A 12,808-nucleotide genomic window follows, 5' to 3' on the forward strand; every position below is an offset into this window, starting at 1 on the left:
AGCGGGCGGAGCCTAACAGGGAGATGTCCGGGACGGGGGAACGGTTGCAGCTAGCTGCAGATCTGACGCTGCCGCTTGACAGGCCGGCCCGCCCGGTGAGGCACCGGGCGGGCCGGAGGCGCTGGACCCCTCAGACCAGCGCAGTCGTTGCGGCGGTCAGCCCACGTCCCGGCGTCGGAAGCCGGCGAACCCTGCCCCGGTCAGACCTGCTGCGATCGCGGTCAGCCAGATGACCGGAGCGACAGAGAAGTCGCCGCCCGGGAGCCGCGGAGTGTGCCCGTAAGGGCTGAGGTTCATCACCGACTGCGGCAGGTCGAAGATGCTGCCGAACTGCCCGATCAGCAGGAAGATGCCGAACAGGACCCACGCACCGGTGACCAGCTTCGGAGCGAATCCGAACAGTACGACGACCAGTCCGGTGACCAGCCAGATCGCAGGCAACTGCACAGCGGCCGCAGCGAGCATGCGGGGCACCTGATGTCCCATGTTGCCCAGCGAAGCACCACTGGAGATGCCGGACCCGAGTCCTGCGACCAGGATCAGCACTGCGGTACCGAACAGCGCCACCAGCACGTGGCTCCCGACCCACTGAGCGCGGCTGACACCAGTCGCGAGCAACGGCTCGGCCCGGAGCGCAGTCTCCTCCGACCGGAGCCGGAGCGCCGCCTGGATGCCGAAGGCCGAGGCGAGCAGGCCGACCATCCCCATCTCGGTCGCCAGGAACGCGTCAGTGATGCCGTTGACGCCACCGAGCTTCTCGACCATCTCCCTGGCGCTGTCGCTGGTCACGAACCCGTCCACGTTGCTGGCGATGTTGCCGACCAGCAGCCCGAGCAGCAGGAACGCGAAACCCCAGCCGTACAAGGAACCCCGGTGCAGTCGCCAGGCAAGCGCCAGCGGCGACCGCAGCGACGGCGCAGCGGTGGCCGGCCCCGGACGCGGCCGCACCAGGCCCGCACCGACATCGCGGCGCCGGATCAGCGCCATCGAGGCGGCCACCAGCACAGCCATGAAGGCCAACGGCACCAGGACGACGACGAAGCGGTCGCCGGCGTACGCACGGATCTGCTGCGACCAGCCGATCGGCGACAGCCACGACACCCACTCGGACTTGCCGTCGGCGGACGAGTCGCCGATCGCCCGCAGTACGTACGAGACACCCAGGACGATCCCGGTGAACCCGTTGGCGGTCCGGGCCCCCTCGGTCAGCTGTGCGGTCAGCGCACCCACACCGGCGAAGGACAGACCGGCCGACGCCCACAGCAGTCCGAACGCCAACGAACCGGATGCCGGCAAGCCGACGCCGATCAACGCCAGCGCGGACAGCAGTCCGATCAGTACGACGGTCCCCGACGACACGATCAGTGCAGCGGCCAAGGCGGCGTACCGGCCGACGACTCCGGCGCTGAGCAGCTCGAGCCGGCCGGCCTCCTCTTCGGTCCGGGTGTGCCGGACCACCAGCATCGCGGCGAGCAGTCCCACCAGGACGGCGCCGAACGCGGTCAACTTGAACAGCGAGAGCTCTCCGAGCGAGGTCTCGTCGAAGATCCGGCCATACAGCGACACCAATGCGGGCGAGGCGTTCGACGTCCGCGCCGCCTCGATCCGGGACTGCACATCCGGGTAGAGGTCGATGGACGCCTGCGCGGACCCGGCCGCCGTGATCACGAACACCACGATCCACACCGGGATCAGGATCCGGTCCCGGCGCAGCGCGAGCCGCACCAGGGTGCCGGTACCGACGAAGTCGTTCATCGCAAGGCCGCCTCGGGCTCGGCCGCGACGTCGTCCTCGTAGTGGCGCAGGAACAGCTCCTCCAGCGTCGGGGGCTGGGCGACCAGGCTCTTGATCCCGCTCGCGGACAGTTGCCGCATCACCGCGTCGAGCTGCGCGGTGTCGACCTCGCAGCGGACCCGGTTGCCCTCGACATCGAGGTCGTGGACGCCGGGCAGCTGGGCCAGACCGTTCACGGTCCCGGCCAGCTCGGCCTGGATCGACGTACGGGTCAGGTGCCGCAGGTCCGAGAGCGTGCCGGTCTCGACCACCTTGCCGCGGCGGATGATGCTGATCCGGTCACACAGAGCTTCGACCTCGGAGAGGATGTGGCTCGACAGCAGGACGGTGCGGTCGTGCTGGCGCTCCTCCTCGATGCACTGCCGGAACACCTCCTCCATCAGCGGGTCCAGGCCGGACGTCGGCTCGTCCAGGATCAGCAGCTCGACGTCGGACGCGAGCGCCGCGACCAGAGCGACCTTCTGCCGGTTGCCCTTGGAGTAGGTGCGGCCCTTCTTGGTCGGGTCGAGGTCGAACCGGCGCAGCAGGTCGTCCCGCTTCTTGGAGTCCAGGCCGCCACGGAGCCGGCCGAGCAGGTCGATCACCTCGCCGCCGGTCAGGTTCGGCCACAGGTTCACGTCACCGGGGACGTAGGCCAGCCGCCGGTGCAGCTTCGCCGCGTCGTGCCACGGGTCGCCGCCGAGCAGCGACACGTCACCCTCGTCACCGCGCAGCAGACCGAGCAGCACCCGGATGGTCGTGGACTTCCCCGCGCCGTTCGGGCCGAGGAATCCGTGCACCTCACCGGTCGCGACGTCCAGGTCGAGACCGTCGAGGGCGTGCGTACTGCCGTACGACTTGTGCAGTCCTGAGACCACGATGGCTGATGTCATGATTCATAACGTACACTTCATTCAGAAGATTGTGAATCTTACTAACTGATCTCTCACACGTCAGGTTTTTCGGTCACCTAGAGGGGATGATGGGGCGGTGAGTGCACAACGAGACGACGAAGCCGTCAGGCGGTACGCCGAACAGTTCGGCAACCTGCTGGCCGACACGGGCTGGCCGCGGATGGCAGCCCGGGTCTTCGCCGCCATCCTGTCCAGCGAAGACGGCCGCTTGACGGCGGCCGAGCTGTCCGACCAACTGCAGGCCAGTCCGGCCGCGGTTTCCGGCGCGGTCAACTACCTGCTCCAGCTCCGGCTGGCCAACCGTGAGCGCGAGCCCGGCAGCAGACGCGACGTGTACGTCGTCCAGGACGACTTCTGGTACCAGAGCATGATGAGCCAGGACCAGGCGCTGGCCCGCTGGTCCGACTCGCTCCGCCACGTCCTCGACGCCGCCGGCGAAGGCACCGCGGCCCACCGCCGCGTCCGCGCCTCCCTCGCCTTCATCGATTTCATCGACGAAGAGGTGAAGGGTCTCAGCGAACGCTGGTTCAAACGCAAAGCCGAAATCGACGCCGACCTGGACGCCCAATACGGCCCCCGCGACTGACCACCGCCGGACCAACGCGGAGGGCTTGAACAGCACGGCGAGGGCTTGCACAGGCTCTTTCCTGTTCAAAGCCACAGCTTGGTGTGCCCTGTCCCCGCGCCTGGTTATCCACAAGCGAGGATCCGTGCCCGGCCGGAGTACGGATCAGCGGCATGTTCCCGGTATGAACCCGAAGTTGAGTGTGCTGACCGCCGCCCGCCGTGGCTGGTTCACCCGAGCGGACGCAAGGGACGCGGGCTACAGCGAGAGCGAGCTCCGGCGCCGGCTGCGGGCCGGACAGTGGAACCCGCCTGTCCCGTGACGTGTACGTCGAACCTGCTGCCTGGCCGGTGTCCGAGGCCATCGTGGAAGTCCACCGATCGCGGTTCGAGCCCGGCGAGATCATGGTGCTCGATGGCCTGCAGGTTGTCACGCCCGGCCGAGCGATTGTCGAGACCGCCTGCGTCTCGTCGTACGAGGTGGGGGTGGTGCTGGGCGACGCTGGCCTTCACCAGCGCCTTGTCACAGCAGACGCGCTGGTGACGATGGCGGACCGGCACATGTACTGGAGCGGGTCTCCCGCGGCTCGGGCTGCGGCCCGGTTCGCGGACGGGCTGTGCGAGTCGGTCGGTGAGTCGCGACTGCGGGTGCTGATGGCAAACCACGGCTTGCCGACACCGACCCTTCAGGTGGAGATTCGCGATACGGCCGGGGTGTTGGTTGGCAGGGTCGACTTCCTGCTGGCCGGTCGGCTGATCGTCGAGTTCGATGGCGTGGAGAAGTACGGCGACACGGCGAGCGCCGTACTGGCGGAGAAGTGGCGTGAGGACCGGCTCCGCGACTGTGGATATCGCGTGGTGCGGGCGAGCTGGGCCGACCTCGACCAGCCGGGGCCTACCGCCGCTCGGATCCGCCGGGCCTTGGGGGGATGCGGACATGACCCGGTGGCCTTGAACAGGACATTGCCTGTTCAAGGCCACCGCGTCTTGTGCTCGCCGGCTGCTACCGGAGGGTGGTGGTGGCTACTGTGTCGAGGGCCCGTTGGAGGAGGGGGTTGACGGTGTGGCGGGACTTCGAGTTGGGCAGGTGGACGGCGTTGCCGTCGACCGGGCCGTTGACCGGGTAGACGGACAGCTCGGCCGGTAGTGGGCTGGTGCCGCAGACCTGATCCTTGCCGGGCAGTTCGCCGCTGAACACGAACCTGTCACCGATCGCCTCGGCGCAGGCCGACGCGGAACCGACGTACTGGCCGTGCTGGCCCTCGTCGTCGATGGCGACGAAGCGCGTCACCTTCGAGGTGTCCTTGTGGGTGCGCAGCGCGCCCTCGTACGCCGTCGCCGGGTCGACCTCACCCTGGATCATCAGGATTCGTGGCGAGCCGGTCAGGTCGAGCTTGCGGTCCTGGGGCTTGTACGGCCAGAAGGCACAGAACGGTACGCCGTTCATGTAGCCGAAGAAGGTGTACTTCTTCGCCATCCTGTCGGCCTCGCGCAGGTAGAAGTTCGGGTCCTTGTTCCATGCGGTGTCGTTGCAGCGGACCGTCGTACCGATCGGCCCGAGGTCGACGGTGGCGTCGCCGGAGGACTTGGCCGCGGCCGCTCGGGCGTCGGCCAGGATCGACCGGGTCGAGTCGACCGGCACGACCGAGTCGGTGCCCGCCGCGGCCGGCGTCACGCCGTACCGGGCCCGGATCGCGGCGAGGCTGTCGAACGCCTGCAGCTCCGGGGACAGCCGTGCCCACGCCTTGTCCACGTGCCGCAGCTCGATCTCACCCGACGCCGACGGGTCCTTGACGTACTCGTCGTGCACCAGGATGTCGACCGTCGCCCGGATGAACCGGACGTTGCCGTAGATGGTGCTGTAGATCGTCCCGTCCAGGTTGTCACCGCGGACGTTGCTGGTGCCGGCCTTGACCAGCTTCACCAGATCGGCGCGGACCTGGTTGTACTTCGCCGTCACCTGCTTCGGTGTGGACCCGAGCCCCTGGATCTGGTCGGCGTGCCGGGCGATCCACGGGAAGAACTGGGTGTCACGCCGGCGCTGGCCGGAGAACGGGTCGAAGTTCACGTTGTCCCACTGGGTGTGGGTCCAGTCCATGTTCGAGTCGATCACGAACCGGCCGACCCGGGACGGGTAGGTGTCGGCGTACCAGCCGCCGAGCCAGGTGCCGTAGCTGTAGCCGATGAGGTTCAGCTGGCGTGCGTTGAACAGCGCCCGCAGGAACTCCATGTCGTACACGGTCTGCTGGCTGCTGACGAACTGGCTGAACTCCGTCGACGAGCACGCCTCGGCGTACAGCTTCGCCTCGGCCACCTCGGTCTTGTGGGTCTGCCGGGTGCGCTCCTTGTAGTCGGGCGTGGTCGGCAGTGCGTTCAGCTTGTCGGTGGTGGTCAGACACTGCAGCGGCGTGCTCTGGCCGAAGCCGCGCGGGTCGAAGCCGAGCAGGTCGAAGTCGGTGAACAGCTGGGTCTTGTCGATCGCCAGCGAGGCCGACAGCGTCAGCCCGGCGCCACCCGGTCCCCCGGGGTTGGTGGTCATCAGGCCCTTCGACGTACCGGTGGCCTGGCTGTAGGCGATGGCGACCTGGACGTCGGGGTGCGCGTCCGGGTGGGCCCAGTCCATCGGGACGGTCACCTTGGCGCAGTTGGTGGTGGGTGCCTGCGGGTACAACGCCTTCACCGCGGCATCGAAGGAGCACACCGACCACTGGATCTGCTGGTCGAGGTACTTCTGTGGGATGGATGGGACCGGCGGATCCACCGGACCCCTGGCCGGGCGGGTTGCCGAGGCCGAGCTGATGGCCAGCTGGGGCACGACCAGTGCCACAGCCAGGGCCAGAGCGATCTTGTGGAATCTGATCACGCTGCGACTCCTGTTGTCCGGGCGGGTTCAGGAGACAGCAACGTATGCCGGACCAGGCGGTTCTGCATACCCGTCGACGCAAGGTCAAGGGCATTCCCTAGCACTGAACACTAGAGCTCGTACACAGTGAAGATCGTGCAGTACATCGGTGGTGACTCCAGTCCGGGGTAGTACAGACGCCCTGCGTCATCGGTGATCTTGAAGTACGCCGTCGACGCCCCGACCTGGGACGGCGCCTGCAACCGCATCGTCACCGTCACGGTCTCGCCCGGCACGGCGTCCGGCAGCCGCTCGCGCTGCGGTGATCGCAGCCAGCCCGGCGCCCCAGCGGCACCCTGTCTGGTCAGCCAACGATCCAGCCAAGGCCGCTCGCCGCTGTTCCGGATCTCCCAAGCCTTCTCGAACGACTCATCCCGGCACACCCGCGTCCCATCCGGCACGGTCTCCCCCACCAACTCGGCTCGGTCCTCCGGATGGTGGTCGACCGGCACCGACCCACCCAGCAGCACCGGCTGGACATGCCGCCGGATGTCCCGCTGGGACATATCGCGACCGGCCCGGACCGCGGCGTCCAGCTCCACCAGCTGGTTCACCAGCGCCTGGCCGGCGCCGAACGAGGCGTCGTACCACTCGATCAGCTCGCGGCTGGGCTTGGTGTGGCCACGCTCGACCCGGGACAGATGGCCCTTGTCCCAGCCGGACAGTACGGCGGCCCGCGACAGCGGTACGCCGGCGGCCTCCCGGAGCTCGCGCATCCGGCAGCCGATCACAAAGCGAGCCTGGGCTGGCCTCACACCGCACTCCCCGGTCGATCGTTGCCCACTGCGACAACACCGTAACCCTCTGATTCTCTGTAAATCAGTGTCAGTTCGCCACTCTCCGAGCGAAAAGGACCACCGCCCATGCGTACCGCCCTACTGCGCATCACCGCCCGCCTCGCCGCCACCGCCCTGCTCGGCGGAGCGGCAGTCTTCAGCCTCGGCGTCCTGCCGGCCAGCGCCGCCACCGGCACCGTCGTCACCGACAGCGGCCTCGGCGTGACCATCCGGTCCGGCAACGCCGTCAGCTTCGGCGCCGTCGGCACCCAGCCGAACGGCTCCGTCGAGATCGACTGCCAGCTCTACGGCGAGCCGGTGACCGGCAAGTTCGGCCGCAGCCTGATCTGGGACCACGTCCCCGGTAAGGGCTACATCTCCGACGCCTACGTGAACACCGGCAGCTCCGGGCTGGTCGCCCCGCTGTGCACCAGCAACCCCCGCGCGGACAAGGCGATCGCCTGGTACGCCGCCCGCAACGGCTCGACCGCCTACCAGGAGTACTGCGAGAAGGCCGCCGAGAACTCCTTCGGCAAGGACCTGATCTGGGGCTCGGCCAAGATCGACTGGAACGACGCCGTCGCCCGCGGCGTCGCGCATCGCGGTGACCTGAACCCGCCGAAGGGCGCACTGGTCTTCTGGGACCTCGCGGCGCCGTACGGCCATGTCGGCGTGGCCCGTGGTGACGGCTACTTCTGGGCCACCAGCGTCAACGGCAAGATCGGCCTGGCGAAGCTGCCGTACTTCTCGAGCTACCTCGGCTGGGCCTGGCCGAACTTCTGACCCTTCTCACCCGAGCACCCGGACGCAGAACCGCCCCTCACGCGTCCGGGTGCTCCTCCATGCGCCGGACCCAGTCCGACACCAGCGCTTGGTACAGCCCGTTCCGCCGGACCGGCAGGTCGTGATCCTCCTGGTCGAGTACGGCGTACGTCGCGCGCGGATAGTCCTCGACGACGGACCACGCATCGGCGTACCCGGTCATCGTGTCCTGGCGGCCGGTGACGATCAGAGTGGGCCGCTCGAACCGGGTCGCCGGGTCCTCGCGCAGCGCGTACCTGCTGATGTCGCTCTGGATGTGAGCCAGGAACTCCAGGTCGGCCTGCTGTTCGGCGGGGTCGTAGTACCGGTCCTGCTTGTCCTGCCAGGCGGCGGCGAAGGCCTCCGAGCGGAGCAGGAATTCATCGGTCGGCAGGGTGCGCTTCGTCCGGTCGACCACTATGCCGGGGACGCGCAGCAGCAGACCGAGAATGCGCGACGGGTCGCGCCTGACGAGGCCGCGGGCGTGCAGGCCGCCGGCCGACGTACCGGCCAGCGCGAACCTCTCGCCGCCGACTACGTCCTCGATCGTGGCCGCGATGGCGTCGAGCAGGCCGTCCTGGTCGGTGATCGACGGGACCGACGGCGTCTTGCCGGTGCCCGGCGGGTCGACGTAGATCCGTCGCCATCCCGGATGCTCCTCGAACACCGGCTCGTGGACGTCGCGGCCCTCGCCGTTGGCACCACCCCAGCCGGGCAGGAACACGATCGGGCGGCCCTCACCGAAGGTCTCGTAGTACATGCACCGACCCTAATCGGGCCGCCGACGGTCAGCGAGGCTTTCTGTTGCCGGCAGAATCCGGTGGGCGTTCGCCCGAGCCGCGCTGGATCAGGGCACAGGGCAGGACGATCCGCTGGGGCGGTCGGCGGTCCGCAGCCGAGGCGCGGTCGAGCAACAGCCGGGCCGCGCTCCGGCCGAGTTCGGCGATGTCGGAGGCAACGACCGTCACCGGGGTCGGCAGCATGTCGGCCAGCCGGAAGTCGTCGAAGCCGACCACGGCCGGCTCCCGGCCGAGTTCGCGCAGGGCCCGCAGGACGCCCTCGGTGAGGAAGTTGGTCGAGGCAAAGATCGCCGTCGGCGGATCGGCGCGGAGCATCACCTCGCGGGTCGCCTTCTCGGCGGCCTCGGCGTTGCCTTCGGGCAACTGGATGACGAGTGACTCGTCCACGGTGGCGTCGACCTCGCGGTGCGCCCGCCGGTACCCCCGCAGCCGCCGGCCGGTGGTGTAGTACGACGGCGCGAGCAGGATCGCGATCCGCCGATGTCCCTGCGCCAGCAGGTGTGCGGCGGCGAGCCGGCCGCCGCCCTCGTTGTCGACCATCACGATGTCGGCGTCGAGCCCGGTGGCCGGCCGGTCGACGAACACCACCGGTACGCCGGCGCCGGCCAGGAACGAGTGGTCGCCCTGGTCCGGCACGATCATCAGCCCCGCGACCTGACGGCTGACCAGCTCCTGGATCGCCCGCTTCTCCCCCTCCGGATCCTCGTCGACGCTGCCCAGTACGACGGCGAAGCCGGACTGCCCGGCGACCTCGAGCGACGCCTTCGCGATACTGGCGAAGAACGGGTTGGTCAGGTCGCCCAGCACCAGCGCGAGACTCGACGACTTCTTCCCCGGCCGGAGCGCCCGGGCGACCTCGTTGCGCTGGAAGCCGAGCTCGTCGATCGCCTTCCGGACCCGTTGCGCGGTCTCGTCCCGCACTCCGTGCCCGCCGTTGACCACCCGGGACACAGTGCCCAGGCCGACCCCCGCCCGGCGGGCGACGTCGATCATCGTCGGCCGGCTGGCCTCGGGCGGTGGAAACGTTTCGGGCACGGTGTTGACTTCCTGTTCACGACACGGCATCGTCACCCAACAGTAAGTCTTGGAAACGTTACCGTCCAGGAGGCCGAATGAGTCCTTCCGCGACCTCAGCGAGGCGAGAATGAGCCGGGCCTCCCGCGGTGGCATGAGTCGCAACGCCGGGTCCGACATCAAGGCAGCGTACCTGTTCATCGCACCGGCGATCATCGGGTTCACGGTCTTCGTGGTCTATCCGCTGGTCCGCTCGTTCTACCTCGCGCTGACCAAGTACAACGGCCTGACCGACCCGATCTTCGTTGGCCTGGGCAACTTCCGCCGGCTGTTCACGGTCGACCCGGCGTTCTGGCCGTCGCTGCGTGCGACCGGCTATCTGGTCGTGCTCTATGTGCCGTTGTCACTGATCCTCGGGCTGGCGCTGGCGATGTTCTGCAACCAGCGGTTCGCCGGGGTGCGCGTCGTCCGGACGCTCGCCTACCTGCCCGTCGTCCTGCCGGCGATCGCGACGATCACGTTGTGGAAGTTCATCCTGGATCCGCAGGTCGGCCTGCTGAACGCGGTCCTGGACCGGCTCGGCCTGCCGACCAGTCTGTGGTTGCAGAGCCCGAGCATGTCGATGCCCGCAGTCGTGCTGGTGATGCTGTGGGGTGTCGGCGGCACGATGATCATCTTCCTTGCCGCGTTGCAGGCGGTGCCGAACGAGTTGTACGAGGCGGCCCGGGTGGACGGCGCCGGGTCGTGGTCGGTGTTCTTCCGGATCACCATGCCGATGATCAGCCCGATCATGTTGCTGCAGGTGATCCTGCAGACCACGGCCGCACTGCAGACGTTCAACCAGCCGAAGATCCTCACCAACGGCGCCCCCGGCTTCAGCACCAACGTGCTGATGCTGTCGATCTACAAGAACGGCTTCCCCAACCTCGGCCAGATCCCGCAGCTCGGCTACGCGTCGGCGCAGGTGTGGGTGCTGTTCGTGCTCATCATCGCCGTGATCGCCCTGACCGCGAAGTTCTCCTCGCTCTGGACCTACAGTGACAACACTCCCGACTGAAGCCGCCGAAGGCACGGTCCTGACCGCCCAGACCGCGCGCTCCCCCAAGAAACCCCGCCTGATCGGTACGACGTCCTGGTACGTCGTCGCGTTGTTCATCAGCGCGGTCATGGTCGTCCCGCTGCTGTGGATGATCACCATCGGCCTGAAGAGCCGGACCGCGGTGTTCGACCTCCCGCCGAAGCTGCTGCCGCACGAGTTCACCTGGAGCAACTTCGTCAACGGGCCGGAGGCGATCCACTTCCCACGGCTGCTGCTGAACTCGACCATCATCACCGCGCTCAGCGTGCTCGGTGGGGTGATGACCGCGATGATGGCCGGCTACGCGCTGGCCCGGCTGCGCTTCCCCGGCCGCAAGGTGTGGTTCTACCTGTTCGTCGGGAGCATGCTGCTGCCCGGTGTGGTCGGGCTGATCCCGTTGTTCCAGCTGTACAAGAGCATCGGCTGGTACGACACCTGGCTGCCGCTGATCGTGCCGGCCTTCCTGGGCGGGAACCCGCTGTTCATCTTCCTGGCCCGGCAGTACTTCCTGGCGATTCCGTACTCCATCGACGAGGCGGCCAAGATCGACGGCGCCGGGCACTTCCGGATCTTCACCAGTGTGATGCTCCCGCTGACCCGGCCGGCCTGGATCACGATGGCGATCCTGGCCTTCCAGGCCTCCTGGAACGACTTCCTCAACCCGCTGGTCTACCTGTACTCGTCGAACAAGTGGCCGCTGTCGGTCGGGATGGCCTCGTTCATCTCGCCGTTCGCCGGGAAGACGCCGGACTGGAGCTACTACATGGCCACCAACCTGCTCTACATGCTGCCGCCACTGATCGTCTTCTTCGCCGCGCAGCGCTACTTCATCCAGGGCCTCGGCTCGCTCGGCAGCACGACCCAGAAATAGAGGGGATCCTCCTGTGAAACGCACCTTCCTGGTAACCACCCTGGCCTGTGCCGGGTTGCTGACGGCAACGGCCTGCAGCGGATCGGACTCCGGCGGCGGGTCGAGCGACGGACCGGTCACCGTGACCGTGATGACGTGGGAGTCGGCCCAGACCAACGCCGCGATCAACAAGGCACTGGCCGACTTCAAGGACGACAACATCACCGTCCAGTTGCTCGACACCCCGGCCGGCAACTTCGGCGACAAGCTCGCCTCGCTGACCCAGGCGAAGAAGCTGCCGGACCTGTTCTGGTGCGGCAACGACACCGAGCAGCAGTACACCTCGCAGGGCCTGCTGGTCGACTGGACCGACAAGATCAAGGACGGCGACGGCGACTTCAAGGCGGACAAGTTCGTCCCGTCCGCGATGGAGAACTGGAAGACCGCCGACGGCCAGATGGGCGGTCTGCCGTCGCTGATGAACACCTACGGCGTCTGGTACAACGCCGACGCCTTCACCGCCGCCGGCGTACCGGTGCCGAAGGCCGGCTGGACCTGGGACGAGATGTACGCCGCCGCCGCGAAGCTGGCCGGAAAGAACGGCGCGAAGTACGGGCTCGTGGCCGACCAGCTCACCTCCCTGGACGGCCCGTTCACGATGAGCATGTACTCCGTCTCGGCCGGTGGCGCACCGTTCACCGACAACGTGAACCACCCGACCAAGGCCGAGGCGGACGCCAAGTTCACCGAGGGTGTGCAGAAGCTCGTCGACGCGATCAAGAGCGGCTCGGTCTCCCCGCCCGGGTACGACGCCGCGAACGTGCAGTCGCTGTTCTCCGCGGGCAAGGTGCCGATGATGTTCGGCGGGCAGTGGCTGGCGGCCGGGTTCCAGACCGACAAGCCGAAGGTGAAGTACGGGTTCGCGCCGTTCCCGCAGGTCGACATCCCGGCGACGCTGTACGACTCGGTCGGCATCTGCACGCCGCAGTACACGAAGAACCAGGACGCGACGTTCAAGGTGCTGGAGTACATCAACACCAAGGTGTGGGACGCCGTACTCCCGGCTTCTCCGGTCGCGCCGCCGGCGTACACCCCGGCGCAGACCAGCTACTTCGACGCGCTGACCAAGGCGCAGCAGCCGACTGTCGTCGACACGGTCAAGGCCGACCTGGCCGCTGAGAAGACGGTCGGGGTCCGGTTCACCACCCAGTGGGCGCAGCAGGTCGGCGACCTGACCACGGCGAACTACCAACCGATCCTCAGCGGCAAGAAGCCGGTGTCCGAGCTGCCGGCGTACATCGACAAGATCAACGGGCTGATCAAGTCGGCCGGCTGA

The 12,808-nt window shown here is 67.9% G+C and carries 13 protein-coding genes; 7 read left to right on the top strand and 6 right to left on the bottom strand.

Annotated features, from left to right (window positions below; all coding sequences use genetic code 11):
* Nucleotides 1-156: 156 nt before the first annotated feature.
* Both E0H75_RS25245 and E0H75_RS25250 read right to left on the bottom strand, forming a co-directional pair.
* Nucleotides 157-1,755 (bottom strand): ABC transporter permease, encoded by a 1,599-nt coding sequence (locus tag E0H75_RS25245; RefSeq protein WP_131516150.1) that lies wholly within the window; start codon nt 1,753-1,755, stop codon nt 157-159.
* The gene (locus tag E0H75_RS25250) at nt 1,752-2,666 is read right to left on the bottom strand and encodes an ABC transporter ATP-binding protein (RefSeq protein ID WP_131516151.1); all 915 of its coding nucleotides are present in this window, start codon (nt 2,664-2,666) and stop codon (nt 1,752-1,754) included. Before E0H75_RS25250 ends, E0H75_RS25245 begins: the two co-directional genes overlap by 4 nt.
* 97 nt (nt 2,667-2,763) lie before the next feature.
* Between E0H75_RS25250 and E0H75_RS25255 the strand changes: the two genes are divergently transcribed.
* From E0H75_RS25255 to E0H75_RS25260, 3 genes are all read left to right on the top strand, one after another.
* Entirely contained in the window at nt 2,764-3,273 is a 510-nt protein-coding gene (locus E0H75_RS25255; protein WP_131516152.1) for a GbsR/MarR family transcriptional regulator, read from the top strand.
* A 163-nt stretch (nt 3,274-3,436) separates the two neighbouring features.
* Complete coding sequence (locus E0H75_RS43185; RefSeq protein WP_165554024.1) at nt 3,437-3,574, top strand: type IV toxin-antitoxin system AbiEi family antitoxin domain-containing protein; 138 nt, start codon at nt 3,437-3,439, stop codon at nt 3,572-3,574.
* Between the two features lie 28 nt (nt 3,575-3,602).
* A complete protein-coding gene (locus E0H75_RS25260; protein ID WP_131516153.1) occupies nt 3,603-4,310 on the top strand; it encodes a hypothetical protein in 708 nt (235 codons plus the stop codon).
* Here the strand turns inward: E0H75_RS25260 and E0H75_RS25265 are convergent.
* Nucleotides 4,255-6,114, bottom strand: a complete 1,860-nt coding sequence (locus E0H75_RS25265; protein ID WP_131516154.1) for an alpha/beta fold hydrolase — start codon at nt 6,112-6,114, stop codon at nt 4,255-4,257. The genes E0H75_RS25260 and E0H75_RS25265 overlap by 56 nt on opposite strands.
* 110 nt (nt 6,115-6,224) lie before the next feature.
* Nucleotides 6,225-6,908: an NBR1-Ig-like domain-containing protein gene (locus tag E0H75_RS25270; RefSeq protein WP_131516155.1), complete on the bottom strand. Its 684-nt coding sequence runs from the start codon at nt 6,906-6,908 to the stop codon at nt 6,225-6,227.
* Between the two features lie 108 nt (nt 6,909-7,016).
* Here E0H75_RS25270 and E0H75_RS25275 point away from each other — a divergent pair, with 108 nt between their 5' ends.
* Nucleotides 7,017-7,712: a CHAP domain-containing protein gene (locus tag E0H75_RS25275; protein ID WP_131516156.1), complete on the top strand. Its 696-nt coding sequence runs from the start codon at nt 7,017-7,019 to the stop codon at nt 7,710-7,712.
* 37 nt (nt 7,713-7,749) lie between these two features.
* Here the strand turns inward: E0H75_RS25275 and E0H75_RS25280 are convergent, their stop codons facing one another.
* The gene (locus E0H75_RS25280; RefSeq protein ID WP_131516157.1) at nt 7,750-8,490 is read right to left on the bottom strand and encodes an alpha/beta fold hydrolase; all 741 of its coding nucleotides are present in this window, start codon (nt 8,488-8,490) and stop codon (nt 7,750-7,752) included.
* 28 nt (nt 8,491-8,518) lie between these two features.
* On the bottom strand, nt 8,519-9,565 hold the full coding sequence (locus tag E0H75_RS25285) for a LacI family DNA-binding transcriptional regulator (protein ID WP_238163263.1): 1,047 nt from the start codon (nt 9,563-9,565) through the stop codon (nt 8,519-8,521).
* 133 nt (nt 9,566-9,698) lie between these two features.
* On the opposite strand from E0H75_RS25285, the gene E0H75_RS25290 reads away from it, so the two are divergent.
* Genes E0H75_RS25290 through E0H75_RS25300 form a run of 3 tightly spaced genes read left to right on the top strand, consistent with a single transcriptional unit; the run spans nt 9,699 to nt 12,808 of the window.
* The gene (locus tag E0H75_RS25290) at nt 9,699-10,601 is read left to right on the top strand and encodes a carbohydrate ABC transporter permease (RefSeq protein ID WP_238163264.1); all 903 of its coding nucleotides are present in this window, start codon (nt 9,699-9,701) and stop codon (nt 10,599-10,601) included.
* Entirely contained in the window at nt 10,582-11,493 is a 912-nt protein-coding gene (locus tag E0H75_RS25295) for a carbohydrate ABC transporter permease (RefSeq protein ID WP_238163265.1), read from the top strand. Before E0H75_RS25290 ends, E0H75_RS25295 begins: the two co-directional genes overlap by 20 nt.
* A 13-nt stretch (nt 11,494-11,506) precedes the next feature.
* Nucleotides 11,507-12,808, top strand: a complete 1,302-nt coding sequence (locus E0H75_RS25300) for an ABC transporter substrate-binding protein (RefSeq protein WP_238163266.1) — start codon at nt 11,507-11,509, stop codon at nt 12,806-12,808.

Origin of the sequence: Kribbella capetownensis, assembly GCF_004331485.1 — a bacterium.
Classification (GTDB): domain Bacteria; phylum Actinomycetota; class Actinomycetes; order Propionibacteriales; family Kribbellaceae; genus Kribbella; species Kribbella capetownensis.